15 protein-coding genes are annotated in these 26,179 nt (G+C 75.0%); 9 read left to right on the plus strand and 6 right to left on the minus strand.

From position 1 onward, the window contains the following. Positions 1 to 47 precede the first annotated feature (47 nt). From AC5WRT_RS25345 to AC5WRT_RS25355, 3 genes are read left to right on the plus strand one after another with little or no spacing between them, the layout of a single operon-like run. On the plus strand, positions 48 to 7,295 hold the full coding sequence (locus AC5WRT_RS25345) for an amino acid adenylation domain-containing protein (RefSeq protein WP_496100624.1): 7,248 nt from the start codon (positions 48 to 50) through the stop codon (positions 7,293 to 7,295). Next, entirely contained in the window at positions 7,292 to 8,593 is a 1,302-nt protein-coding gene (locus AC5WRT_RS25350; protein ID WP_496095567.1) for a cytochrome P450, read from the plus strand. Before AC5WRT_RS25345 ends, AC5WRT_RS25350 begins: the two co-directional genes overlap by 4 nt. Before the next feature lie 39 nt (positions 8,594 to 8,632). Continuing rightward, positions 8,633 to 9,883, plus strand: a complete 1,251-nt coding sequence (locus AC5WRT_RS25355; protein ID WP_496095566.1) for an MFS transporter — start codon at positions 8,633 to 8,635, stop codon at positions 9,881 to 9,883. Positions 9,884 to 10,004: 121 nt separating this feature from the next. On the opposite strand, the gene AC5WRT_RS25360 is transcribed toward AC5WRT_RS25355, so the two are convergent. From AC5WRT_RS25360 to AC5WRT_RS25370, 3 genes are all read right to left on the minus strand, one after another. After that, the gene (locus tag AC5WRT_RS25360) at positions 10,005 to 12,920 is read right to left on the minus strand and encodes a helix-turn-helix transcriptional regulator (protein ID WP_496095565.1); all 2,916 of its coding nucleotides are present in this window, start codon (positions 12,918 to 12,920) and stop codon (positions 10,005 to 10,007) included. 88 nt (positions 12,921 to 13,008) lie between these two features. Further along, the gene (locus tag AC5WRT_RS25365; protein ID WP_496095564.1) at positions 13,009 to 13,221 is read right to left on the minus strand and encodes a hypothetical protein; all 213 of its coding nucleotides are present in this window, start codon (positions 13,219 to 13,221) and stop codon (positions 13,009 to 13,011) included. A 101-nt stretch (positions 13,222 to 13,322) separates the two neighbouring features. Continuing rightward, entirely contained in the window at positions 13,323 to 16,550 is a 3,228-nt protein-coding gene (locus tag AC5WRT_RS25370) for a type 2 lanthipeptide synthetase LanM family protein (RefSeq protein WP_496100625.1), read from the minus strand. Between the two features lie 560 nt (positions 16,551 to 17,110). Here AC5WRT_RS25370 and AC5WRT_RS25375 point away from each other — a divergent pair. Both AC5WRT_RS25375 and AC5WRT_RS25380 read left to right on the plus strand, forming a co-directional pair. Beyond that, complete coding sequence (locus AC5WRT_RS25375) at positions 17,111 to 17,716, plus strand: helix-turn-helix transcriptional regulator (protein ID WP_496095562.1); 606 nt, start codon at positions 17,111 to 17,113, stop codon at positions 17,714 to 17,716. A gap of 176 nt (positions 17,717 to 17,892) precedes the next feature. Continuing rightward, positions 17,893 to 18,360 carry a helix-turn-helix transcriptional regulator gene (locus AC5WRT_RS25380; RefSeq protein ID WP_496100626.1) on the plus strand — a complete coding sequence of 156 codons (468 nt, stop codon included), beginning with the start codon at positions 17,893 to 17,895 and terminating at the stop codon, positions 18,358 to 18,360. A gap of 90 nt (positions 18,361 to 18,450) precedes the next feature. On the opposite strand, the gene AC5WRT_RS25385 is transcribed toward AC5WRT_RS25380, so the two are convergent. From AC5WRT_RS25385 to AC5WRT_RS25395, 3 genes are all read right to left on the minus strand, one after another. Then, complete coding sequence (locus AC5WRT_RS25385; protein ID WP_496100627.1) at positions 18,451 to 19,191, minus strand: Type 1 glutamine amidotransferase-like domain-containing protein; 741 nt, start codon at positions 19,189 to 19,191, stop codon at positions 18,451 to 18,453. A gap of 121 nt (positions 19,192 to 19,312) precedes the next feature. Next, positions 19,313 to 20,095 carry a 4'-phosphopantetheinyl transferase family protein gene (locus AC5WRT_RS25390; RefSeq protein WP_496095559.1) on the minus strand — a complete coding sequence of 261 codons (783 nt, stop codon included), beginning with the start codon at positions 20,093 to 20,095 and terminating at the stop codon, positions 19,313 to 19,315. Further along, positions 20,088 to 20,339, minus strand: a complete 252-nt coding sequence (locus tag AC5WRT_RS25395) for an MbtH family protein (RefSeq protein ID WP_496095558.1) — start codon at positions 20,337 to 20,339, stop codon at positions 20,088 to 20,090. Before AC5WRT_RS25395 ends, AC5WRT_RS25390 begins: the two co-directional genes overlap by 8 nt. Positions 20,340 to 20,597: 258 nt before the next feature. Between AC5WRT_RS25395 and AC5WRT_RS25400 the strand changes: the two genes are divergently transcribed. The 4 genes from AC5WRT_RS25400 to AC5WRT_RS25415 all read left to right on the plus strand — a co-directional run bounded on the left by AC5WRT_RS25400 (position 20,598) and on the right by AC5WRT_RS25415 (position 26,156). Further along, positions 20,598 to 22,922, plus strand: a complete 2,325-nt coding sequence (locus AC5WRT_RS25400; RefSeq protein WP_496095557.1) for a lantibiotic dehydratase — start codon at positions 20,598 to 20,600, stop codon at positions 22,920 to 22,922. Then, on the plus strand, positions 22,922 to 24,448 hold the full coding sequence (locus AC5WRT_RS25405; RefSeq protein WP_496100628.1) for an amino acid adenylation domain-containing protein: 1,527 nt from the start codon (positions 22,922 to 22,924) through the stop codon (positions 24,446 to 24,448). Before AC5WRT_RS25400 ends, AC5WRT_RS25405 begins: the two co-directional genes overlap by 1 nt. Before the next feature lie 329 nt (positions 24,449 to 24,777). Next, the gene (locus AC5WRT_RS25410) at positions 24,778 to 25,818 is read left to right on the plus strand and encodes a threonine ammonia-lyase (RefSeq protein WP_496100629.1); all 1,041 of its coding nucleotides are present in this window, start codon (positions 24,778 to 24,780) and stop codon (positions 25,816 to 25,818) included. A gap of 77 nt (positions 25,819 to 25,895) precedes the next feature. Continuing rightward, the gene (locus AC5WRT_RS25415; RefSeq protein ID WP_496095554.1) at positions 25,896 to 26,156 is read left to right on the plus strand and encodes a phosphopantetheine-binding protein; all 261 of its coding nucleotides are present in this window, start codon (positions 25,896 to 25,898) and stop codon (positions 26,154 to 26,156) included. Positions 26,157 to 26,179 lie beyond the last annotated feature (23 nt).

Consider the following 26,179-nt stretch of genomic DNA (forward strand, 5'->3'; position numbering starts at 1 on the left):
CGCCCTGCCCCGGCTGTTCCCGAGAGACCCGAGATCGGAGTGCCCGCATGACCACATCCGACGTACGACCCGGCCCGCCCGCCTCACCGGACACCCTGCCCCCGGCCGCCCGACGGTTGCTGGAGCGGCGGCTGTGCGGCCGGAGCGCCGTACGGGACGCGGGGCCGGCCCGGGTCCGGCCCCGCCCCGTCCGGATCCCGCTGTCCGCGGCCCAGCAGCGCCTGTACTTCCTCGACCGGCTCGACCCCGGCGCCCCCACCTATCTGCTGCCGGCCGCCTGGCGGTTCACCGGGTCGCTGAACATACCGGCCCTGCGCGCCGCCGTCGGCGACCTCGTCGCCCGGCACGAGCAGCTGCGGGTCGTCTTCCCCGAGCACGAGGGCGTCCCGTACCAGCGCGCCCTGTACCCCGGCGGAACAGAGGTGGACGTGGTGCAGGCGACCGGGCCGGCAGGCGACGACCGCGAGCGGCGCCTGGCCGCCGCCGTGCACTCCGCCGCCCTCCGCCCCTTCGACCTGGCCCGCGAACCCGCCTTCCGGGCCACCCTGGTCCGCGCCGCCGACGACGACCACGTTCTCGTCCTCGCGATGCACCACATCGTCTCCGACGGCTGGTCCCTCGGCCTGATCGTGCGCGACCTCACCGAGCTGTACCGGGCCCGTACCGAGGGACGCGCCGCCCGGCTGCCGGAACTGGCCCTCGACTACACCGACTACGCGATCTGGCAGCGGCAGAGCGACCAGTCCGCCGCCCTCGACCACTGGCGCACGCGGCTGGCCGGCCTCACCCCGCTGGACCTGCCCGCCGACCACCCGCGCCCCGACACTCCTGGCAGCCTCGGCGCCACCCACACCCTCAGCCTGCCGCCCGACCTGTCCGGCGCGCTCGCCGACCTCGGCCGACAGGCGGGCACGACGCCGTACATGACGGTGCTGGCCGCCTTCCAGGCCGCGCTGGCCTTCCACAGCGGGCAGCGCGACATCGCCGTCGGGACCGTCGTCGCCAACCGCGAACGGGCCGAGACCGAGCAGCTCGTGGGCTTCTTCGTCAACACCCTCGTGCTGCGCGCGGACCTCTCCGACGACCCGACCCCGGCGAAGTTGCTCGCGCGGACCCGGGAGCGCGTCCTGGAGGCGTTCTCCCACCAGTCGCTGCCGTTCGAGCAGGTCGTCGACGCGCTCAGTCCGGACCGGGACCTGGCCCGCAACCCGCTCGTCCAGGTCCTGTACACCCAGACCGACACGACCGGCTCCGACCCGGCCCTGGGGGAGGCGCACGGGACGCCGTACCGGATCGACCTCACCACGGCCAAGTTCGACCTCACCCTCGATCTGCGCGACGGCGACGGGCGCACCGATCTCGTCTTCGTCTACCGGCCCGACCTGTTCGCCGAGTCCTCCGTCGCCGCCCTGGCCCGGCACACCCTCGCCCTGCTGGAGGCGTTCCGCGCCACCCCCGACCTGCCGCTGAGCGCCATCGACCCCCTCACCCCGGCCGAACGCGCCCACCTCCTCGGCCCCGACGGCCCCGCCAACGCCGGCCACCGGCCCGCACCCACCGGGTGCACCGCCCCGGACCGGCTCGCCGGGCACATCCGGCGCACCCCGCACGCCACCGCCGTGAGCGGCGCGGGACGCATCCTGACCTATGCCCAACTCGACGCCGCCGCCGGCATCCTGGCGCGTCGGCTGCGCGCCGCCGGGGTCCGGCCCGGCTCCCTCGTCGGCGTCTGCCTGGACCGCACCCCCGACCTGGCCGTCGCCCTGCTCGCCGTGTGGCGTGCCGGCGCCGCCTATCTCCCGCTCGACCCCTCCCACCCCCCGGCGCGCCGCGCCTTCACCGTCACCGACTCCGGCATCGACTGGGTCGTCACCGACACCGCCACCCGTCCGGCCGTGGAGCAACTGCCGGTCCGGCTCGTCGTCCTGGACGCGGAGCCGTCGGACCCGCCCGTGCAGGACGACGACATCCTGCCGGGCCCCGACGACCTCGCCTACGTCATCTACACCTCCGGCTCCACCGGCCGCCCCAAGGGCGTCGAGCTGACCCACGCCAACCTGGCCTGGCTGCTTGACGCCGCCGACCACCACTTCGACTTCGGGCCCGACGACGTGTGGACGCTGATGCACTCGCCCGCCTTCGACTTCTCCGTGTGGGAACTGTGGGCGCCGCTCACCAGCGGCGGACGCGTCGTCGTCCTCACCGGCGACGAGGTGCGCGACCCGGACGCCGTGCACCGGGTGCTGCGCGAGGAGCGGGTCACCGTCCTCAACCAGACCCCGGCCGCCTTCAAGGGCCTGCGCGCACACCTGAGGGACACCGGCGCCTCCTTCGCGGACCTGGCGCTGCGCACGGTGGTGTTCGGCGGCGACGCCTTCGACGTCCGCGACTACCGCGACTGGTTCACCGCGTCCGGGCACCGGCCCGCCCTGGTGAACATGTACGGCATCACCGAGACCACCGTGCACGTCACCTTCCGCCTGCTCACCGAGGAGGACGTCGACGGCCCGGTCCGCTCGCCCATCGGCCGGCCGCTGGCCGGGCAGCACGGTTACGTCCTGGACGCCTGGGGCCGGCTCGTGCCCCCCGGCAGCATCGGTGAGCTGTACGTCGCAGGCGGCGGCGTGGCCCGCGGCTACCGCAACCGGCCCGAGCTGACCGCCGAACGCTTCCTCGACGACCCCTTCGGCGCGCCCGGAGCCCGTATGTACCGCACCGGCGACCTGGTCCGGGTACTGCCCGACGGAGAACTCGCCTACGTCGGCCGCGCCGACCACCAGGTGAAGATCCGCGGCTACCGCATCGAACCCGGGGAGATCGAGACCGCCCTGCGCGCCCTGCCCGGTGTCGCCGACGTCGCCGTGGTGGCCCGCCGCGACGGCGACACCACCCGTCTGGTCGCCCACGTCGTCACCCCCGAGGGCCGCCCGCTCGACCCGCCCGCCCTGCGCGCGGGCCTCGCGCTGACCCTGCCCGACTACATGGTCCCGGCCCTGTTCGTCCGCCACGAGCGGCTGCCGCTCACCGCCAACGACAAGGTGGACCGGGCCGCGCTGACCGCCGTCGCCCCCGCCTCGACGGGACGGCGCGCGCACGTGCCGCCCCGGGGGCCGGCGGAGCAGGCCCTGGCCGGCGTGTGGAGCCAGGTGCTCGGTGCCGAGCACGTCAGCCGCACCGACAACTTCTTCGAGCTGGGCGGGGACAGCATTCTCGCGCTGCGCCTGGTCGGGCTGGGCCGCCTCGCCGGGCTCGGCTTCACCGTCGCCGACGTGTTCCGCGCCCGCACCCTCGCCGACCTGGCCGCCCTCGTCACCGACGCGGACGACACCCCCGCCCCGGTCGCGCCCTTCTCCCAGCTCGACCCCGCCGACGCCGGCCGCCTGCCCGACGGGCTCGCGGACGCCTACCCGCTCACCATGCTCCAGGCGGGCATGCTGCACGAGATGCTCGCCGACCCCCACCGCGGCGCGTACCACAACGTCACCGACCTGAGGATCACCGTCCCCGAAGGCTTCGACCTCGGCGCCTTCCAGGCCGCCGTGGACGCGATGGTCGCCGGGCACCCCATCCTGCGCACCTCCGTGGACCTCGTCTCCTACCGCGAACCCCTCCAGCTCGTCCACCGCACCGCCCACCTGCCCGTCGGCTACACCGACCTGCGGGGCCTGCCCCGCGAGGAACAGCGCGGGCGTCTGCGCCGGTTCGTCGACGCGGAGTTCGAGCGCCGCTTCGACCTCGCCACCGCACCCCTGGTCCGCATCCACCTGCACCGCATCAGCGACCACGACCTGCGGCTCGTCCTCACCGACTGCCATGTCGTCCTGGACGGCTGGAGCCTGACCTCCCTCGTCGCCGACCTCCTCGCGCTGCACCGCGAGGCCGTCGCCCACCGCACAGCCCCGCAGCCGCCCGACGCCCCCGCCTTCGCCGAGTACGTCGCCCTCGAACGTGCTGCCCTGAACAGCGAGGAGTCCCTGCGCTACTGGCGAGAACGGCTCGCCGACCTGCGTCCGGTGACCTTCCGCCGGCGTCCCGCGGGCGAGGGCACCGGGCCGGCGCCGGTGCACGAGGTCCGCCGCTCCTACGCCCACCTCGCCGAACGCATCGGCCGGCTGGCGAAAGAGGCCGGCGTGCCCCGCCGCACCGTGCTCGTCGCGGCCTTCCACCACACCATGAGCCTGTTCGCCGACCGCGACGACAGCGTGTCCGGGCACAGCATCGGCCTGGTCACCAACGGGCGTCCCGAGGTTCCCGGCGCCGACCGGATGCGCGGACTGTTCCTGAACACCGTGCCGTTCGGCGTCACCCGGCCGTGCGGCAGCTGGCTCGCCTACCTGCGGGACGTCTTCGCCGCTGAGCAGGAGATGCTCCCGCACCGCAGGGTGCCGCTGGTGCGCATCGCCCAACTGCGGCCCACCGAGCCGAATCTGACCGACGCGGTGTTCAACTACGTCAACTTCCACCGGCTTTCGCACGACTCCTGGGACGACTCCCTGGAGATCGCCCGGACCATGTTCCCGCTGCTCGTGAACGCGAGCGTCAACGCCTTCACCCTGGACGTGGACCCCGCGTTCGTCGCTCCCGCCACCGCCGAACAACTGGCGGACGTGTACTGCGCCCAGCTGGAGGCCATGACCACGGACCCGCACGCCCGGGTCACCCGCCCCGCGCTCACCGGAGCCGCCCGCGCCACCGCCCTCGAGGTCTGGGCGCGCGGACCGGAGATCCCCTCCTCGCCCCTGCTGTTCCACCAGCACATCGCGGCACACGCCGCCCGCACCCCGCACGCCGTCGCCGTCGAGCACCGCGGACAGCGGCTGACGTATGCGGAACTGCACGAGCAGGCCGAGCAGTTGGCGCGCCGACTGCGGCGGCTCGGGGTCGGCCCGGAGACGGTGGTGGGCATCTGCGCCGAACGCGGACCCGACCTGGTGCGAGCGGCCCTCGGCGTGCTCCGCTCGGGCGGTGCGTTCCTGCCCCTCGACCCTCAACACCCCACCGAGCGGCTGACGTTCATGGCCGAGGACAGCGGCATGCGGGTGCTGCTGACCCAGCGGGCGCTGGCCGGGACCGTGCCCTTCGGCGGCCCCGTGATGCACCTGGACACCTCCGCGGAGCCGGTGGACCCCGTCCCCGGCAGGGAGCCCGACGCCGACACCCTCGCCTACATCATCTACACCTCAGGCTCCACCGGCACCCCCAAGGGCGTCGCCATCCCGCACCGCGGCCTGTCCAACATGATCGAAGGCCAGCGCGATGTGGTGCGGCCCACCCCCGACGACAGGGTGCTGCAGTTCGCCTCCTTCGGCTTCGACGCCTCGATCCTGGAGATGACCTGGTCCCTCGCCAACGGCGGCAGCCTGGTCACCGCGCCCAAGGAGGCGCTGCGTCCCGGCCCCGACCTCTCCCGCAGCCTGCGCGAGGCACACGTCACCTGCGCGATGCTGCCGCCCAGCGCCCTCGCCGTGCTCGGCGACGACGACCTCCCCGAGCTGCGGGTGCTCCAGGTGGCCGGCGAGGCCTGCCCGGCCGAACTGGCCGACGTCTGGGCGCGCGACCGGCGCTTCCACAACGTCTACGGCCTCACCGAGACCTCCGTGTGGTCCGTCGCCGCCGAGCTGGCCCCCGGCCAGGGCACACCGCCCATCGGCACACCGATCCGCAACACCCGCATCCACGTCCTGAACGACGACCTCCAGCCGGTCCCGGCCGGCGTCCCCGGCGAGATCTACCTCGGTGGACAGGCCGTCGGCCGCGGTTACCTCGGCCGTCCCGCGCTCACCGCCGCCACCTACGTCCCCGACCCCTACGGCGCCCCCGGCGAACGGCTGTGCCGCACCGGCGACCTCGCCACCCACCGGCCCGACGGCTCGGTGGAGTGGCTCGGGCGCCGCGACTCGCAGGTGAAGCTGCGCGGCTTCCGCATCGAGCTCGGCGAGATCGAGCACGCGCTGCGGCAACTCCCCGAGGTGCGTCAGGCCGTCGTACTGCACCGCACCGACCTGCCCGGCGAACCGGCTCTCGTCGCCTACCTCGTCGTACACGGCACGGACCGGGCCGCCCCCGAGGAGCTGCGCCGGGCCCTGCGCTCCTCGCTGCCCGCCTACATGGTGCCCGCCCGGTTCGTGGTCCTCGACGAGCTGCCGGTCAACCGCAGCGGCAAGGTCGACAAGCGGGCCCTGCCGCTCCCGCCGGCCGAACTCGCCCGGCGCGACACCGAGTACGTCGCCCCGACCACACCCGCGGAGAAGATCCTCGCCGAGATCTGGCGCGAGGTTCTCGGACTTTCCCGTGTCGGCGTCCACGACGACTTCTTCCGTATCGGCGGCAGTTCGCTGTCCACCGTCCGCGTCTCCCTGATGGCCGCCGGACGCGGCCTCACGCTCTCGGTCGGCGACCTCATCGAGCACCCCACCGTCGCCCAGCTGGCCGCGCACGCCAGCCGGAGCGCGGGGGAGGCTCTTTTGACCACCGTCACCTCCGAGGTACGGCTGCGCGAGGGTGCGGGAGAGCCGCTGTGGTGCGTGCACCCCACCGGCGGCAGCGCCGCCTGGTTCGTGCCGCTCGCCCGCGCCCTGCCGCCCGGCAGGCCCGTGCACGCCTTCCAGGCGCGCGGGCTGCTGGGCGGCGTCGACCCGAGCACGGTGACCGGCATCGCCGCCAACTACGTCGCCGAGATCACCGACCGGGAGGAGAAGGGCCCGCACGCCCTCCTCGGCTGGTCCATGGGCGCCGACATCGCCCTGGAGATGGCCATCCAGCTGAACGAGGCCGGGCACGAGACGGCACCGCTAATCCTGATCGAGCCGTACCTGCCCAACAGCGCCGCCCGCGCGCGGCTGGACGGCGTCACCCGGGACCTGCGCACGGCGCTGCGCCTGCGCGACCGGCTGCGCGAGATGCCGCCGTCCCCGCAACGCGACCGGGCCACGGACGAACTGACCGCGACCCTGCTCGGCGCCGGCATGAGCCCCGCCGAGGCGGCCCTGGTCGAGGGCGCGCCGATCGAGGTGTGGCACTCCCTGCTCGCCGCGCTCGCCGCCTACGAGGTCCGCCCGTACCCGGGCCACATCCACCTCGTCGTCGGGAGCGAGGCCGCCGGACTGCCGCGCGGCCGCACGATGCCGGGGCTGGACGTCGACTACGACACGTATGTCGAACGCTGGCGCGAGGCGGCCGGCGGCGGCCTCACCCTGCACATCAGCGACGGCGACCACATGTCGATGATGGCCGTGCCGAGGGTGGCCGGCATCGCCGAAGTGCTCGTCGCCATCGACACGGAGGCCACCCGATGACCACCACCGCACCCACGACCGTCGCCGGACGCGCGTGCTCCGCCGGGCCGACGGCCAACACGGCCCCGGCGCCCCCTGCCGCCCCCGCCTTCACCGAACGCCACCTGCTCTCCCCGGACATGGTCGCCGACCCCTACGGCTACCTCGACGCCCTGCGTGAGCACGCGCCGGTGCACTGGAGCCCGATGCACCACGCCTGGCTCGTCACCGGCTACGACCAGGTGATGCGCTGCCTGCGCGACCCCGCCGTCTCCGCCGACCGGGTACGGCCCCTGATGGACGCGGTACCGCAGGGCGCCCGAGAGGACGCCGAACGAGCCTTCGGCATCCTGTCCCGCTGGATGGTCTTCAACGACCCGCCGCAGCACCGCAGGCTGCGCCAGGTCTTCCAGGAGGCCTTCGCGGCGCGGGCGGTGGCCCGCTACCGCGCCTTCACCGAGAAGGCCACCCGCGCCGTCCTGGCCCGAAAGGCGATCCCCGGACACAGCGGCGACCTGATGGCCGACGTGGCCAAGCCCCTGCCCGCGCTGGTCTTCGCCCGCTGGCTCGGCATCCCGCGCACGGACGCCCCCTCCTTCTGGTACTGGAACGCCCGCGTCGCCGACCTCGTCCTGGGCACCGCCCAGGAGGAGAGCGAGTACCGGGCCTGCCTGCAGGCGCTGGTGAGCCTGGAGGACTACCTCGTCGGCCTCGTCGCCCGGCGCCGGGCCGAACCCGCCGACGACCTGATCAGCCAGGTGCTGCGGGAGGGGCGGGTGGGGGACTCGGTCACCGAGGCGGAGTTCGTCGGCATGCTCACCCAGATGGCGTTCGCCGGCGGGGAGACCACCAGCAATCTGATCGCGAACACCGTCCTGGCCCTGCACACCCGCCCGGGCCGGTTCGCCGCCGTCCGCGAGGACCCCGCGCTGGCGCAGGCCGCCGTGGAGGAGGCCCTGCGCCTGGACGGACCGTCGAAGATGTCCATCCGCACCGCCGCCCGCGACCTCGACCTCGACGGCCACACCCTGCGCGCCGGTGACCGCGTCTTCCTGGTCACGGCCGCCGCCAACCGCGACCCGGCCCGCTTCTCCGATCCCGGCCGGTTCGACCTCCGCCGCACCGGCCCCACCCACCTCGGCTTCGGTTTCGGCGCCCACTTCTGCATCGGCGCCGCGCTGGCCCGGCTGGTCGCCGTGACCGCCGTGGAAACCCTGGTCCGCGACCATCCGGACCTCGCCCTGGACGACCCGGACCGGCTCAGCTGGCAGCCCTCCATGCTCAACCGCAGCCTCACCGCTCTGCCCGTCCGCTACTGACCGGACCTTCGGACGCCCGCGCACGACGAAAGGCACACCATGGCCACCACCCTCGCCGGAGCCGGTCCGCGGCTGTGGGCACCCGCCCGGCACCGGCCCTTCCAACTCCTCTGGCTGGGTCAGTCGTTGTCCCTCCTCGGTGACGGCTTCAGCGTCGTCGCCTTCTCCTGGATCACCCTCGGCCTGACCGGATCGACCCTCGCCCTCGGCTATGTCCTCGCCTTCCAGGCCGTACCGCGCGCCCTGCTCACCCTGGTCGGCGGCACCCTCGGCGACTCCCTGTCCACCCGCACCCTGATGGTCGCCTCCAGCTGGACCCGGGCCGGGCTGATGACCGGGGTCGGCGTGGCCGGCCTGACCGGACACCTGACGGTGTGGATGCTGTGCGCGGTGGCCGCCGCGTTCGGCGCCGTCGACGCCTTCTTCCAGCCGGCCCGTGTGTCCATCCTGCCCTCGGTCGTGGACGAGAGCCTGCTCACCCCGGCCAACGCGCTCCTGGGCGCCGGCGCGCGGACCGCCGCCGTCGTCGGACCGGCCATCGGCGGCCTGGTCATCGCCCTGACCAGGGCACCGGTGGCCTTCCTCGTCGACGCCGTCTGCTTCGCCCTGTGCGGCTGGTGCGTGGCGAGCATCCGCACCCGGGCCCGAACCGCCGACCGCGAGAAGTCCGCCGGGACGGCACCGCACACCTCCCTGGCCGCCCGGATCCGCGAGGGCGTGGCCTTCACGCTGCGCGACCCCCGCCTGCGCACCATCGTCGCCCTCGACACCGCCGTCAACTTCTGTTACGCCGGGCCCTTCACGGTCGGCTTCGCCACCCTCGCCGAGCAGGTGCTGCGCGGCGGCTCCACCACGCTGGGCGTGCTGAACGGCTCTCTCGCCGGCGGGGCCATGCTCGGCACACTGGCGGGCGGCGCGCTCGGCGGCCGGCCCCGGGTCGGCCTGCTGGTGGCCGCGCTGGCAGGCTGGCTGGCGGCCGGGATGGCCGTGCTGGGCCTGGTCCACAGCACCGCCGCCGTCGTGGCGACGGTACTCGCGATGGGCTTCGCCATCGGGTTCCAGGGCGTGTTCGGGCTCAGCTGGATCCAGCGCACCATCCCGCAGGAGGTCCTCAGCCGGGTCGTGTCGGTCGACATGGTCCTCGGTTACGCCGCGGCTCCGCTGTCCCTGATCGTGTGCGGCGCGCTGGCCCGCGTCGGCGCCCTCGCCCTGTTCGCCACGGTGGCGGCGGTGCTCGTGCTCACGGGCCTCGCGGTGCTCGTCTCCCGCCGGGTCCGCGAGATGCGCTGAGCAGGCCGGGCGAAGCCCGCCGTGGTGCGGCAGCGCACTGAGCGGGCGCGGGGACTGCGCGACCGGCCGCCGCGGCCCCGCAGCGGACCGACGGCACGACGCAGCACATCCGGCGGGGCGCTCAGGCGTCCCGCAGGGCGGCCGACCGCGCGCACAGGTCCGCGCGATTGGCCGCCCCCGTCTTCGTGATCAGACTCGCGATGTGCTTCTCGGCCGTACGTGGGGAGATGAACAGCCGGTCGGCGATGTCCTTGTTGCCCAGCCGCTCCGCGAGCAGCCGGAACACCTCGAACTCCCGCACCGTCACCCCCTGGGCGCGCAGGGCGTCGGGGATGCCGCTGGTGCCGGTGCGATGCTGGTGCACCGGAGCCCCGAGCCGGCGCAGCCCGGCCCGGCAGGCGCCGGTGACGGTCTGCACCTCCCGCTCGTGGAAGTAGTGCTCCGCCCGCCGCAGCCAGCTCACCGGCTCACCCCAGCCGTCCTGGTGCGCCGCGTCCGCGACCAGCCGCAGCCCGAGGTGCTGGACCAGCGGATACGGCTCGGCCACGGTCAGCGCGGACTCCACCGTCCGCGCCGCCCGGTCACCCGCGCCCTCCCGGCCCAGCAGGACCGCGTCGGCGAGCAGCACGAACTGCCGGTTCCAGCGCATCCGGGCGACGGCGGTCGCGGTGACCTCGTCGTGCCGGGCGCGGTCCGCGTCCCCGGCGAGCACGTCCAGCAGCAGCACCAGGCCGTGGGTGCCGCTGAGATGGTAGGTGGAGGGGTTGCCCGCCTCCAGCGCGAGCACCTCCCGCAGTTCGCTGCGGGCCAGCTCGCGGTCCTCCTCCAGCAGGGCGCAGAAGGCGCGGGCCAGGCCCCGGCCGAGCGGCTCCTCCTGGGAGCCGGCGCCGTCCCACTCGGCGAACACCGCAAGCGCCCGCTCCATCGCGGCCCGGTCGGCGTGGTGGGCCTCCAGCACGGCCTGTGCCATCAGGACGTACCGCACGGCGGGCGCGAGGCGCAGCCGCCGTACGACGGCCAGGCACTCGGCGGCGGCCGACCGGGCGGCGTCGTACCGGCCGCGCAGCACGGTGTCGAGGACGAGGATGCCGTCCACGGTGTGGACGATGTTGACCGAACCGAGCCGCAGGGCCTCCTCGCGGGCTGCGAGCAGAGCCGAGTTGTCGCCGTCGGCCAGCCAGGTGTTGCCCGCGAGCCGGGTGGCCGCGTACATGCGCTGCAGGGGCAGGCGATGGCGTTCCGCGGTGGCGAGAGCCTGCCCGAGCATCGCCTCGGACTCCGCCGGGTCCCGCTTGCGGGCCACGGTCGCAAGGAGTTCCAGGGCCTGGCACGCGACGACGGGCAGGCCGTACCGCTCGGCGGTGTCGGCGGCGGACCGGGCGAGCTTCTCGGCGTGCTGGGTGCGGTCGGGCCCCGGCGTGTCCAGGGCCAGATAGGCGGCCGTCACGTCGACGGCCGCGGTGGCCGGCTCGTCCGGCGCGGCCGCCAGCACCTCGCGGGCGCGCGCCGTCTGCCGGTTGCCGTCGCTCCACCGGCCCGCCGTGTGGGCGACCTTGGCCAGTTTGGTGTGCAGCGTGGCCAGGCGGACGGGGCTCAGCCCGGAGCCGTCCAGCACGTGCAGGTCCTCGGCCAGGTCCAGGGCGCGGGCGAAGTCACCGGCCTCGGCCAGCGCGGGCAGCAGGTTCTCCAGTACCGCGGCCCGCGCCTGCGGATCGCCCGCGTCGGCCAGCAGGCTCTCGGCCCGGCCGAGCAGCGTCACCGCGGAGCTGAGCGCCCCGGCGGTCAGCGCCCGCTCACCGGCGTCCGCGAACAGCAGCCCGGCCCGCACCGTGTCGCCGGCCGCGCTGCGCAGTCCGGCCGCCAGCGCGCACCAGTCGCCGGGCAGATCGGGGTGCAGTTCCTCTACCGCCTTTGCGCCGCGCCGGGCAAGGTCGGCGCGCCGGCCGGGGGTCATCTGGGTGAAGAGGGCCTCGACGGTGAGGGAGTGCCGGAAGGAGTACCAGTCGGGGGCCGGCTCGTCGGGCAGGACCAGCCGGGCGGCGACGCCGGCGTGCAGATGGCTGAGCAGCGCCCGGTCGTCGACGCCGGTCATGCGCTGCAGCACCGTGAGGGGGAAGCGCCGGCCGAGCACGGCCGCGGCCGACAGCAGCGTCAGCCCCTGCGCGCCGAGCCGGTCGATGCGGCGCAGAATGCCGCGCGCCAACGTGGAGGAAACGTCACTGCGCAGGTCGCCGACGGCCCGCCAGCCCTCCGGCCCCTGCACCAGCGTGCCGACGCCGATCATCGACTGCAGCAGCTCCTCGATCAGGTACGGGCTTCCCGAGCTGTCCTCCCACAGCCGCTCCAGCACCGCCGCGGGCACCTCGTCCGGGCCGTCGGCACCGAGCTGGGCCGCGATCATCTCGTGCGCCTGGTGCCGGGTCAGCGGCGGCAGTTCGACCAGGGCGGCGGCGCCGCGGCGGCGGGCGGACTGCGCGAGGTCGAGGGCGTCGCTGAAGTCGGTGCGGACCGTCGCCACCAGCAGGACGGGCGTCGACTCCAGGTTGTCGATCATGTATTCGAGGACCCCGAGCGTCTCCGGGTCGGCGTCGTGCAGGTCCTCCAGCAGCAGTAACTGGCCCTGCGCGCGCCCGGCGGCGATGAGCAGGCGCAGCACGGCTTCGCCCAGGATCACCATGGACGTGCTGTCCCGTTCCCCGGTGTCCCACTCCGGGATCAGCCGCCCCAGGACCGGCCGGTACGGGCCGAGGGGCAGGTCGTCCATGGGCGCGCCGCTGCGGAACAGCGCCATCAGGGCCTCGGTCAGGGGTCGGAACGGTACGGCCGGCCCCGTGGTGCTGCTGCGGCCCCGCAGGACCCGCATCCCTGCGTCGAGCGCCCCTGCGACGGCCTCGGCGGCGACCCTCGACTTGCCGACGCCCGCCTCTCCCACCAGGAAGACGACACCGCCGCGGCCCTGTCGCGCGTCGGCCAGGGCACGTTCGAGCAGGGCCAGTTGGGAGTCCCGTCCGACCAGAGAAGGCGCATGGGAACGCATGAGCGCAGATAGTAATCGGAACTGCGGGGCCGTGGCAGGTCGCGCAGACTCGAACACGTCCCGTCACCGCCGGTTGGGGATTCCTGTGTCATCGCGGGGCGGAGACCGAGGTGTCGAGAGTGCTGAGCGTGATGACGATGCCGCTGGTCAGGACCATGCCGGCCAGAACGCGGGCGCGGGCGCAGGCCCGGTTGCGGCCCTTGAGCGTGATCCCGCCCGCGGCGTCCTGCTCCTCGGCGGCGATCTCGGTGGCGGCGGCCACGGTGGCGTCGGCGGAGGTGGAGGCGAGGTGCTGGTCCATGACGGTGATCCCCTTCTGGTGTCCCGAGCCGTGAGCACGGGGATGGTGGAGGAAGTGCCGTGAAGTCGGGTGGAGCTGTGGAGCGGGGGCGCGTGCTCCGGTCAGTTGCCGGACCGTCCCAGGAGCAGGACGGACGGCACGGTGCCGGGACGGGTGAGGCGGAGCAGTCCGTAACCGATGCCGGACAGGCCGGTCAGCAGTCCGGGCGAGGGCACGTGGTCGGGGGTGGCGCAACGGTGGCTCTGCGCCTCGACGAGGGCGAGTACCTGTCCGGTGCGCCGGCTCAGAGCCCGCGCGCAGTCCTCGTCGCCTCGCTCGGCGAGGACCGCGAGGGCCTCGAGCGTGCCGAGCGTGCCGTGGCCGAGGCTCAGGCCGGGGGATACGGCGACGTGGGCGAGCCGTGCCGCCAGCGCGGCGGCGGACTGCGGGGCGGCGGCGGCCACTCCGGCGAACCCGCAGGCCCAGGACGGGTCCGTGGGCGCGTCGGACACCTGGCGGACCGCAGCTCGCAGCAGGGCGTCGGCGGCGCCGGCGTGCGGGGCGGCGCGCTCCTGGCGACGGTCGGCGTAGCGCCGCAGCGCCCACCCGATACCCGCCGCGCCGTCCGCGAATCCGGGGTTCATGCCGGCGGCCGGACGGTGGCCCGTGGCGGCCGACCGGGCCGTCCGCTGCGAGCGCTCGCCGTGAACCCGGGCACCGTGTCCTTCCCCGGAGCCGTCCCGTGCGACGGGCCCCCGGCCGTCGCCCGCCGCGCCGTCGGTGCCCGCGGCGGTCCGGTCCGGACCACCCCCGGCCACCAGCAGCAGGTCGGCCACGGTGTCCGCCAGCCACAGCGCCTCGGGCGCCCCGGTCTCCTCGTGGACGGCCACGGCCGCGGCCAGCGCCCCGGCCCTGCCACCGGCCAGCCCTGGATCGGGGCAGGCCGCGACGGCGTGCCCCAGCGCGGTGAGCGCGTCGGGCAGACAATCCGTCAAGTCCTCGCCCAGCAGGGCCGACAGCCTCGGCAGGGCGTACACGATGCCGGCGAGCCCGTCGTAGGCGCCGGGCCCAGCCGCCGCGCCCAGCTCGGGGTCGGCGGCCAGCGCCTTCAGCAGGGCGGGCAGCGGCCGGACCGCCTCCCGGGCCAGCGCGGCATACCGCCCGGCACCGGTCAGCGCATCCGCCTGGGCCAGGAACAGCGCGACGCCGCAGTAGCCCTGCGCCAGCCCGGCACCCATCGGCAGTACCGCCCAGTGCGGCCCCGAGACCCGCTCCAGACCGAGCCAGTTGGTCCGGCCGCCGCCACGTACGGCGCGGGCGGCGATCTCGTCGGCGATCCCGCACGCGGCGGCCAGCAGCCGCGCTGTGTCGGGCACGACCTCCGGTACCGGGGCCGGGGCGAGTTCGGACCGCCGTGCCAGGGGCGAACCGCCGCCCTGCGCCGCCAGCGTGGCCGAGATGATCCACTCCTGGTCGTGGCAGTCGACCTCGTCCATCCCGGCCAGCTTCGCGCCCACCGCGGCGAGACCCGCCACCGGCAGCACCTCCGGCAGCCACGTGCCGTCGGCCGTCCGGACCCCCGTGCCGGACGGCCGGTGCACGAACAGCGGTACGTCACCGCGCCACAGGTCCGCCGTCTCGTGCTCGACGAGCCGCCGGCGTGCCTCGTCCTGCTCGGACTCCGTCCACAGCACGGCGAACACACCCTCTCGGGCGAGAGCATCCCCGAGCAGGGACGGGTGCGTGGACTCCTCCAGCAGCGTGGCGTACAGACGGGTGGAGCGGGCGACGAGCCGTGCCGGGCTCTCGGCGGCCGACGTCAAGGGCCCGTCGGGACCCAGCAGTTCGCGGCCGTGCGCGGCCAGGGCGGCGTAGGCGGTGCGGAAACCCTCCAGTAGGGCCGCCCGGTGGTCTGCGCCCTCGAGGGGCGCCCCGTCGGGCAGCGGCTGGTTCTGCGCGGCCGGGCTGACGACCGGGCCCCGCAGGGCCCGCATCGTGTCCCTGCCGCTGTCCTCCCAGCGCAGACCCTCACTGGGGAAGGTGCCGTCGGTTGACCGGCCGAGCGCGGAGATGTCCAGTGCGCCGTGCTGGCCGATCAGCAGGTGGGGCAGCAGGCAGGTGCGGTGCACGGACGTGTGCAGGGCGTCCGCGGCTGGGTCGGCGCCGGCCGTGGTGGCGTGCGGCAGGCCGGTGTGCAGCAGGGTCTCGGCGTCCACCAGCACCGGCTGGTCGCCGCAGGCGATGACGTTCTCGTAGTGCATGTCGGCGCCGTCCACCGCGTACAGCAGGGCCAGCAGCGCCCCCTGACGCCGGTAGAAGGCATCGGTCTCGGCCACCGACCGGCACCAGCGGTGCTCGACGAACTCCAGCCAGCCGTACCCCGGTCGGCGCACACTGCGGGGCGTGCGCAGCGCGAGGCCGGGCACCTTGGCGTTGAGCCAGGCCACCAGGTCGTCGAGCAGGGCGTGCTGGTCGAGCGGGCGGGGCTTGTACACCAGCCGGTCCCCGCCGGCGAAGCGCAGGATCGCGACCGCCCTGTTGCCCTGGTGCGCGTCGCCGAGACCGAGCTCGACCCCTGCCAGCGAACCGGGCTCGCGCCCGTGGAGCAGCCCGGCGACCAGGTCGTCCCGGTCGGCCTGGAACCGTGCCGCCAGCTCCGCCGCCGCCTCCACCGCGTCCAGTGCCGTCCGGGCGAGCATCCGGGCCAGCACCGGGTAGGCGGCGACGAGTCCGGCCAGACCCCGGCGGGTGCCGGTGGCGGCGACGAACGAGGCGAACCGCTCGCGGGAGTCTGCTCCGGCGAGTCGCCGGGCACGCCGGGCGAGGGAGAGCTCATGGACCAGGGTGCGGGCGGCCTGCCGGACGAGCTGCCCGGTCAGCTGCCGCTCGAACGCGCCCCGCCAGACGGCCTGTTCGGCCACGGGGACGCCCGTCATGAGGCGGTCGATTCGGTCCGCTGCCGGGGCGAGGAACGGTCGTACGACGGTCGCGAAGACCTCCGGACCCGTTCCGTCCGTGGTCAGCTCCTCCAGGCTCTCGGGTGCGGTCGCCACGGCCTCTTCGACGTACCCGGCCCAGCGCGGCTTGGCCGCACGGGCGGCGAGCAGTTCGGCGGGTTCCGCCGCGAGTGCCGCCGCGGTCGCCCCGTCCACTCCGAGGCGGGCCAGCCGCAGAGCGAAACCCTCGCTGTCACCGGCGGCCCAGGGAGCGGGCCCGGTGGGGGAGTCGCCGGCGGACGCCACCGGGAGTCCGGGGGCGGCGAGCCGTTCCGTTAGGGACAGCGCCGGGGCCCACCAGTCGAGCGGCAGGCCGGCGCTCCGGAGAGTCGGGAGGCTGGCGGTCTCAGTCACGTCAACGAAGGTGGCAGACGCCCCGCGACCCCCACATGGGGAACTGACCCCCATATTCCCTGCGGCCCGCACCACCGGTGGGGAACGGCCGCGGCGTGAACACCGCGCACCGAGGAGAATCGCAGGCCGGCGGGGCTACCCACCGTCCTCGCGACGGGGGCGGGCCGCCCGCCGTACGGGCCACGCCCCGCCCTGCGCACGGTCGCACCCCACGTGGTGCGACCACCCGCCCTCATGCCCCACGCCCCGGTGCCCCCATACGGTCACGGCCCTCCCCGACCGTCCCCCGGCCGTAGGCCCCCGTCTCCGCGGTGCGCCGCCCCACCCCCACCCGGCGTGCCTTCCTCTTACGGGTCCCGGTCACGCCGTCCACCGCCGGACAGGCCCCGCGCGGCGGAAAGCCCGGACCGGGGCCGCCGATCACGGCGGCAGGAACCGGAAAAGGTGGGGACCGACTACCGATGCTCCCGCATTCCCGGCGGGCGCACGCTGCCGTGCAGACCCCCCAGACCGCCCGGCCGGCTTCGCCACCGGGTGGACGACCTTCCAAGGAGCAGCAGATGGGAGCACCTGTACCCGTCGGTGTGATCGCGCTCGACCCCGTACTCGAAGCCGGTACCCGCAGTACCCTCCTGGCCTGCCCGGAGCTGACCCTGTGCGAGCCCGCCGACGCCCGGGTCGCCGTGCTGACCGTGGACCGGCTCCGCCCGGCCGAACTCGACACCGTGCGCCTCGCCCGCGCCCATCCGCAGCGCCCCGCCGTCGTCCTGGTGGCCGGCTCCCTCGCCCCCGGCGACGCCCTGCACGCCCTCGCCGCCGGCGCCCGCGGTCTGCTGCTGCGCCGCGAGGCCGACGCCTCCCGCCTCGGCCACGCGGTTCTGGCCGCGGACCAGGACGAGTGCACCCTGCCGACGGACCTGCTCGAGCAGGTCCTCCAGGGCCCGGACACTCGGCACGGCGGCGGCTGGGCCGGTGGCGCCCTGTCGGACCGGGAGCGGTCGGTGCTGCGCCTGGTCGCCGACGGGCACGAGACGGCCGAGATCGCCGAGCGACTCGCCTACTCGCCGCGCACGGTGACGACCGTCGTGCACGACATCACCCAGCGCTTCCGGCTGCGCAACCGCACGCACGCGGTCGCCTACGCCCTCCGGGCGGGTCTGCTGTGACGGCCGCCCTCACGCCCGCGGTCCGCACGTCCGCCGGTACCGCGGGCACGGCCGTACCAGCCACTGCGCAGGTCGTTCGCGTGCTGCCCGCACGCGGTGCGGACCGGGTACGCGCCCTCGCCCGTCGCGCTGGGCTGAGATGCGCGGACGGGTGCGACGAGGAGAGGACCGTCACCGTGGTCGTCGCGGAGGACGCCGAACAGGCGGTGCGCGGCCTGCGTGACACCGGACCGCTGCTGCTGGTGTGCGACACCGTCAGCGCCACCGGTCTGGTGCGGGCCCTGCGCGCGGGCGCGGTCGTCCTGCGGAGCGCGGACCTCTCACCGGAGACCCTGACCGCGGCCGTTCGGCGCGTCGGACACCCGCACCCGAGCATTCCCTACCCGGAACTGTCCCACCTGCTGAGCACCGGACCCTCGGCCGACGGCCCGACCCGACGCGGGACCCTTCCGCCGGCCCTGACCGCGCGCCAGAAGGAGGTGCTGCGCCTCCTGGCCGACGGGCACGCCAACGCGGACATCGCACGGCTGCTGGAGTGCTCCGAACACACCGTGAAGAACGTCGTCTACGAGATCATGGCGCGCCTCCAGGCCCGCAACCGGTCGCATGCGGTCGCCCGTGCGCTACGTCACGGCCTGGTCTGACCCCCGGACGGCGTCGACGCCGGCGACGGGAGGCAGGGGCTGCGCGCACGCCCCTCCCGTCGCCCCGCGCGGGCGACGGCGCATCCCGTGTCAGAACCGGGGCCTGGGCAGCGAGCGTGGTTCGATCCGCTCCTCGACGACGCCGCCGTCCCGGCGGCCGACCACATAGGCTGCCCTGCCCGGCAGTTCCGTCACCGCCTCGACCAATTCGGTGCCGCGGTAGACCAGGCCCACCCCGTCGTCGGTGCAGTGGGCGGTGCGGAACGCGCCCTCGGCGACCAGCCGGTGGATCAGCGGGCGCCGGCCCGCGTCGGAGTCGTAGTGCACGCCGTTGCCGTACGGCAGCAGCCCCAACCCGTCTCTCACCGGCCGCAGTTCGGGCCCGAAGGAGTCCGTCGCGCCGCCCTCGAACCAGCAGATGGAGCCCGCGCTGACCCCGGCGAGCACCACGCCCTCCCGCCAGGCGCGCCGCATGATCCGGTCCAGGCCGTGCACCCGCCACACGGCGAGCAGATTGGCCACCGACCCGCCCATCACCCAGACCACGTCGTGATCCAGGACCGTGCCCTCGACGTCCTCGACGTTCGGCATGGGGAAGAGATACAGCGGCGTGAGATCGAAGCCCGCGGCCCGGGCCGCCTCCGCCACCCGCGCCGTGACGTGCTCGGCGTCGCCGGTCGCCGTGCCGACGTACAGGATGCGCGGGCGCCTGCCGTGCACGCCGGAGAGGTCGACCGCGTGGTGGACCAGGGCGTCGAAGAGGATCCGGGTGCGCGTGCCGACGCGATGCCCTCCGGACGTGGCGAGGATGGTGGGTTCCGGGGCGGTCACGTGCGTGATCGTAGCGCCGTTTCCCGCCCGCACGCGGGGAGTTCGTGAAGGCGACACCCCACGCGTAGCCGCGGAGCGTGGACCGGCCACCCGGCCGGTCCACGCTCCTGCCGTGCGGCCCTCATCCCGTCCGCAGGGCCACCGCCGCCGCGTACCCCGCCGGGACGAGGACGTCCCGCAGGGTCCACCGCGGGTCCGGCGCCGCCGGCAGCGCCCCGGTACCGACGTAGTCCAGCGCCGGATCACGCACCAGCCCGGTGCCCAGACCCTTGAGGTAGGCCTCCTTGCGCACCCAGGTCCGGGTGAACGCCGCCGCGCGTTCGTGCGCCGGCAGCAGCGCCAGCTCCCGCCCCTCCACCGGGTGCAGGGCGGACCGGGCGTCGAGCACCGCCTGGGTGGTGGCCAGCCCCTCCACGTCGACGCCGACGGGGGTCGGGGCGAGCGCCACCATCACCAGATCCCCGCTGTGCGACAGCGAGAAGTGCACCCCGGAGGTACGCAGCGCGGGCCGGCCGTGCGGACCCCCGCAGCCGGCGCACGGGTCACGCACCAGCGGCAGCGCGTCGGCGGGTACGCCCAGCAGCAGGCTCAGCACGCCACGCAGGGCCGCGTGCGCGATCACATAGGCGTCGCGATCCCGGGACCGGTGGAAGGCGCCGGCCCGCGCCCGCTCCTGCCCGTCGAGCAAGTCCTGCGCCCGGCGCAGTCCGCCGCGGTCCTGCCGCCCCACCTCCGCCAGGTAGAGCTCCACCGGCCGCAGGGGCGCCCGCGGGCACGGCAAGCGGGCGCCGAAGTGCGGCACGGACAGGTCCATGACGGCCGGGCACAGCGGTCCGGGCGGCGGCGCCGGCGGCGGGGCGTGCGCCGGCCGGGTGAGCAGCGGACCGGGACGGGAGTCAGGCATCGGCCCCGGCCAGCCGACGGCGCAGGCTGAGCGGGCGCATGTCCGTCCAGACGACGTCGATGTGGTCCAGGCACTCCTGCCGGGTGCCCCGCCGGCCCTCCGGGTGCCAGCCGGCCGGCAGCTCGCGGTCCGCCCGCCAGATCGAGTACTGCTCCTCGTCGTTGCGCACCACGAGGTACACCTCGTCGGTACCCGGGCGGACCTCCTCGCCGCCCGCGCCGGTCGCGGAATCGGTGTGTGTCACGGTGAACCTCCCGCAGGTGATGAGGCCGGCCGCAGGTCAGGGCCGACGAGGTCAGCGTGCCCGCCACCGGCACCCCCGGTCAGGGACGAACGCGCCGAACCCGGGGCGTGTGTTGCTGCCGGAACTTCTCTGGTGGGCGAGGAGCGCGGCGCGGGACCGTGCTGTCCGGTCGCGGGGCACCCGGCACCCCTGGCGGAGCCCGCCGCCCGGTCCAGCCGCGCGATGCCCGCGCACCCCTCGTTTCGGAAGGAGCACGCGATGTCGGACCAGCACGCACCTGTCCTGCTGCCGGGCGGAGGCTGGCGGCTGTGGGAGCAGTTCGCGCTGCGCGGCCCCGGCTTCCCCGCCGACGGCGTGCTGCGCCTGGCGCCGCCCGGACTGGCCGAGGGCGCCGACAAGTTCGGCCCCGACGCCGAACTGGCCGGGCCCGAGTGGCGAGCCTTCGCCGACGACCTCGAGGCGGCCGCCGTCCACACCGCCCGGCACCTGCAGCAGATCGCCGCCCAGCCCCGCTTCCAGGCCGCCCTGGCCTGGCAGAACCCTGCCGTGCTGCGCACCGGCATCGCGCCCTTCCTGCGCTGGACGCCGAGCGCGGACAGCCGCAGCAGCATGCCCCGCCAGCGCGAGGAACTGGTCGCGCACTACTGGCAGCGGTTCTGCGTCAAGAACGACACCATCGGCTTCTTCGGACCGGTCGGCTGGGGCCGCTGGGACCTGTCCGCGCCGGCAGCGGTCACCGTGGACCCCGGACGGGGCTTCCTCGCCGCGCAGGAGGTGTACTTCTCCGGCTGGGCCATGGACGCCCTCGCCAAGGTCCTCGCCGAGGACCCCGAGCTGATGCGCTGGATCCCGCCGCGCCGCGTGTCCTTCGTGCGTTGCGCCGACGGCACCGTCCGGATCCCGGGGCGGCCCGCCCAGGCGATCGGCGCCACCGAACTGGCCGTGCTCACCCTGTGCGACGGCACCCGGCACCCGGACGCCGTCGCCGCCGAACTGGGCCTGCCCGCGGAGGAGGTGACGCGCGTCGTACACGACCTGGTGGCCCGCCGCTGGGTGCAGTGGCGCCTCGAGGTGCCCGCCGCCACCCACCCCGACCGTGCCCTGCGCCGCATCCTCGAACGCGTCCCGGACACCGCGGCCCGCACCCGGGCACTGGACCGGCTCGCCGTGCTGGAACGCGGTCGGGACGCGGTACGCGCCGCCGGCACCGACGCCTCGGCCCTGACCGCCGCGATCGACGCGCTGGAGGCCGACTTCGCGGCGCTCACCGACAGCGAGGCGCAGCGGGCCAAGGGCGAACGCACCGCGCCCTGCCGTGGGCTGGTGTACTGCGACGCGCGGCGCGCGGCGACCGCCACGGCCGGCGCCGGGCTGCTCGCCCACCTGGAGCCCCTCCAGCTGTGCCTGACGGCCGCCCGCTGGATGACCAACCGCTTCGCCGACGCCGTCCGGGTGCGCCTGCGTACCGCGTACGACCGGCTTCGCGCCACCGGCGAACCGGTGGACCTCGGCACGCTCTGGCTGCACACCCTGCCCTCACCGCACCCCGACGCGGGCGACCTCATCGACGCCGTCCAGGCCGAACTGCGCGCCAAGTGGGCCCGCGTGCTGGACCTCCCGGCCGGCGTGCGCCGGGTCCGGCTGTCCACGGCCGACCTGGCCGAGCGGGTGCGCCGCGAGTTCGACGAACCTGGCGACGGCTGGTCGCTGGCCCGGTACATCAGCCCCGACCTGCTGGTGATCGCCGACGACGAGACCGCTCTGGCCCGCGGCGACGTCCAACTCGTCCTCGGTGAGATGCACTGCGCGCTCAACACGATGGGGGCCTCCCTGTTCGTGTACCAGCACCCCGACCGCGATGCGCTGCTCGCCGAGACCACCCGCGACTTCCCCGGCCCGCGCCTGCTGCCCATGCTGCCCAAGGAGCTGCCCCTGAAGTGGTCCACCCGCAGCAGGCCCTCGCTGGACCGGCCCGAGGACCACTACGTGGCCCTCGTCGACCAGACCGGCGACCCGAACCGTCCGCGCACCGTCCTCGGCGCCGACGTGACGGTCGAGGACCGGGCCGGCCGGTTGACCGCGGTCCTGCCAGACGGCACCGACTACGACCTGCTCGACGTCTACGCGAACACCCTCACCCAGCGCGTCATGGACCGCTTCACCCTCCGCCCCGAGGGCGTGCACACCCCGCGCGTCACCGTGGACCGGATGATCGTCGCGCGCGAGACCTGGCACCTGCCGGTCGCCGGGGCCGACTTCGCCGAGGAGAAGGCGGAGGCCGCCCGTTTCGTCCGCGCCCGGCACTGGCGGCGCCGGCACGAGCTGCCCCGCTTCGTCTTCGTGGTCTCGCCGACCGAACCCCGCCCGTTCTACGTGGACTTCGACAGCCCCGTGTACGTCACCATCCTCGCCAAGGCGGCCCGCCGGCTCGCCCGCAAGGACCCCGAGGCCCGGCTCAAGGTCAGCGAGATGCTGCCCACCCCCGCACAGGCCTGGCTCACCGACGACGAGGGACGCCGCTACACCTCCGAACTCCGCTTCGTCGCCGTCGACCAGACCGTCACCGCGGAAGGGGACGAGTGATGCGCACGATCGCCGACGACATCGCCGCACACGCCGCCCGGCACCCCGACCGTACCGCGCTCAGCACCCCGCAGGGCGAGGTGACGTACGGCCGACTCGCCGCCCGCATGGAGGAGATCGCCCATCTGCTGCGGACGCACGGCGCGGGGCCCGAGACGGTCTGCGCCGTGGCCGTCGAGCACGGCACCGATGCCGTCGCGGCCATGGCCGCGGTGCTGCGCTGCGGCGCCGCCTTCCTCACCCTGGACGTCGGCCAGCCCCGCGACCGGCTCGCCGCCTTCGTTCGCAGCGCCGCCGCCCGCCTCCTGCTGACCAGCGCGGACCTGGCCCCCACCCTGGACCTGGGCCTCCCGGCGATCCTGCTGGACCAGCCCCCGACCGCCGGCTCCCCGGCCGCCCCGCCGGACGGGCTCGCAAGCGCGAAGGGACCCTCGCCAGGGCCGGTCGACCCCCGTGCCCTCGCCTACGTCAGCCACACCTCCGGCAGCACCGGCCGGCCCAGCGCCGTCCTGGTCGAACACGGCGCCCTCGACGCCTATCTGCGCGACACCGCCGAGGCGTTCGGCCTCGGCCCGGACACGGTGGCCCTGCAGACGGCACCGCTCGGCTACGACGCCTCGATCCGGGACACCTTCGTACCGCTGCTGGCCGGGGCCCGACTGGTGATCGTGGACCGCGCCGGCCTGCTGCGCGCCGAGGAGTTCGCCCGCACTGTCCGCGAGCACCGCGTGACGGCACTGCTCAGCGTGACTCCCTCCTTCCTTTCCCACCTCGCCGCACAGCCCCGGCTCACCGATCCGCTGGCCGGTGTCGGTCTGGTCGCCTCCAGCGGCGAGTCCCTGCGGCCGTTCCTCACCGCGGGCGGACGCACGCTGGTGCCCGGCCGCCTCGTCAACCAGTACGGCCCCACCGAGTGCACGATGACCACCACCCGGCACAGCGTGCCCCTCCCGCCGGACCCCTCCGCCGACCTCGTGGGCACCCCCCGCACCGGCACCGTGGTCCGCGTACTCGACGCGGACCTGGCCCCGGTCGCCGACGGCACGGTCGGCGAGGTCCACATCGGGGGAGTGGGTGTGGCCCGTGGCTACGGCGGACACCCGGCCCGCACGGCCGACTGCTTCGTGCCGGACCCTTACGGGCCGCCCGGCGCACGTCTGTACCGGACCGGCGACCTCGGCTGGTGGGGACCCGGGGGGCTGCACTACGCCGGCCGCACCGATCGGCAGGTCAAGATCCGCGGCTACCGCGTGGACCCCGCGGAGGTCGAGGGCGCCCTGCTGGCCCACCCGGGGGTGACCGGCGCGGTGGTGACCGCGCACACCGACGACCGGGGACGCGTGTACCTGCTCGCCCACCTCACCGGCGACCTGGTCGGCACGACGGACGCCGCGCTGCGCGCCCACTTGGCCCGCTCTCTGCCGCCCCACCTGATGCCGCGCCGGTTTCTGCGCCTGGACGCCCTGCCCACGACGCGCGGCGGCAAGGCGGACCGCCGGCTGCTCGCCACCGGGAGCACCGCATGACCGCCCTCGACCTGCACCGCACCGCCACGGGCCCGCGGCCGGACCCCACGCCACCACGGCCGGTGACGTCCGGCCCGGTGACGGCCGTCGAGGCGAAGTCCGGGGCCCGCGGGGCCGCCGTTGGTTCGGCGCCGGGTGGTCCCGGCCCGAGGCCCGCGCCGTCGAGGCCCGCGCCCCCGAGGCCGGTGACGTCCGGCCCGGTGACGGCCGTCGAGCCGAAGTCCCGGGCCCGCGGGCCTGGCGTGGATTCGGCGCCGGGTGGTCCCGCGCCGCTGCAGCCGGCGCCGTCCCCCCGGGTGACGGCCCTCGAGTCGAACCCCGATGCGGGCGTGCGGAGGCCTGTCGCCGAGCCGGTGGCCGGTGCTCCCTGCCCGGTGTCCGCCGCCGGTCCGCACCCCTGTGCTTTCGGCCCGGGCCCCGTCGTCGCCGACCTGAGGGACGCCGCCGCCCGCATCGCCCCCCACGTCGTCCGCACGCCCCTGCTCCACGGCCCGGTGGTGCACACACTCGGCCCCGGACTGCTGCTGAAGGCCGAACACCTGCAACGCGGCGGCTCGTTCAAGATGCGTGGCGCCGCCAATGCCGTACTTGCCCTGGGCGCCGGCCGGGTCGTCACCGGATCCTCCGGGAACCACGCGATCGCGCTGGCCCGGCTGGCACGCTCGCTCGGCATCCGGCTCACCGTGGTCCTCGCGGCGGGAGCGGCACCGGCGAAGGCCGCCGCCATCCGGGCACTCGGCGCGCAGACCGTGCAGGTGGACGGGGGAGTGGCCGAGCGCGAGGAACGCGCCCGCGCCCTGGCGGCCGAACAGGACGCCGTGTTCGTCCCGTCGTCGGACCACCCGCTGGTGGTCGCCGGCGCGGGCACGGTCGGCACCGAACTGCTGGCCGACGCGCCCGACGCCGAGACCGTCTACGTGCCCACAGGCGGCGGCGGGCTCCTCGCGGGCGTCTGCCTCGCGGCCCAGCATCATCCGGTCCGGGTGATCGGCGTCGAACCGTCCCGCACCCCGCGCTACGCCCGCTCCCTGGCCACGGGCCGCCCCGTCCAACTGCCGCCCAGCACCACCGTCGCCGACGGGCTGCGCGGCCAGCGCCCCGGAACCGTCCCCTATCCAATCATCCGCGACCGGGTCGACGAGCTGATCGCCGTCGACGACGCCGACATCGTCGCCGCCGCGGCCCTGCTGCACCGCCACGGCATCGACGCAGAACCGAGCGGAGCGGTCGCCCTGGCGGGAGCGCTGAGCGCCGGCCGCCGTGAACGCGCCGTGGCCATCGTCTCGGGCGGCAACACCCCCGCCCGTCTGCACGCTCTGCACCGCACGTGGATGCCCGCGGAGGGCGACGGCATCACTGTCAGCGGCTGACACGCCGCCCACCGCGGCCACCCGCACCCGCACCGTCTGCGACAGACACCCACCACCATCATCGAAGGAGCACGGACATGACCCCGAACGCCGCCGCCGCCCCCACCACCGACACGGTCGATCTGCTCGTCGGCATCTTCCGGGACGTGCTGCGCCTGCCCGAGCTGACCTGCGAGACCGACTTCTACGAGGCGGGCGGCGACTCGCTCACCGCCTTCCAGATCACCGGCCGCCTGCAGGAACTGCTCGGTGCGGACGTTCCGGTCTCGCTGGTCTTCGCGTACCCCACGCCGCGCGAGCTGGCCGAGGTCGTCGACGCGGACTACGGCATCGCCTGATTCGAAAATCCACCGTCTCGTGT

The sequence above is a fragment of the Streptomyces sp. NTD91 genome, assembly GCF_059510455.1.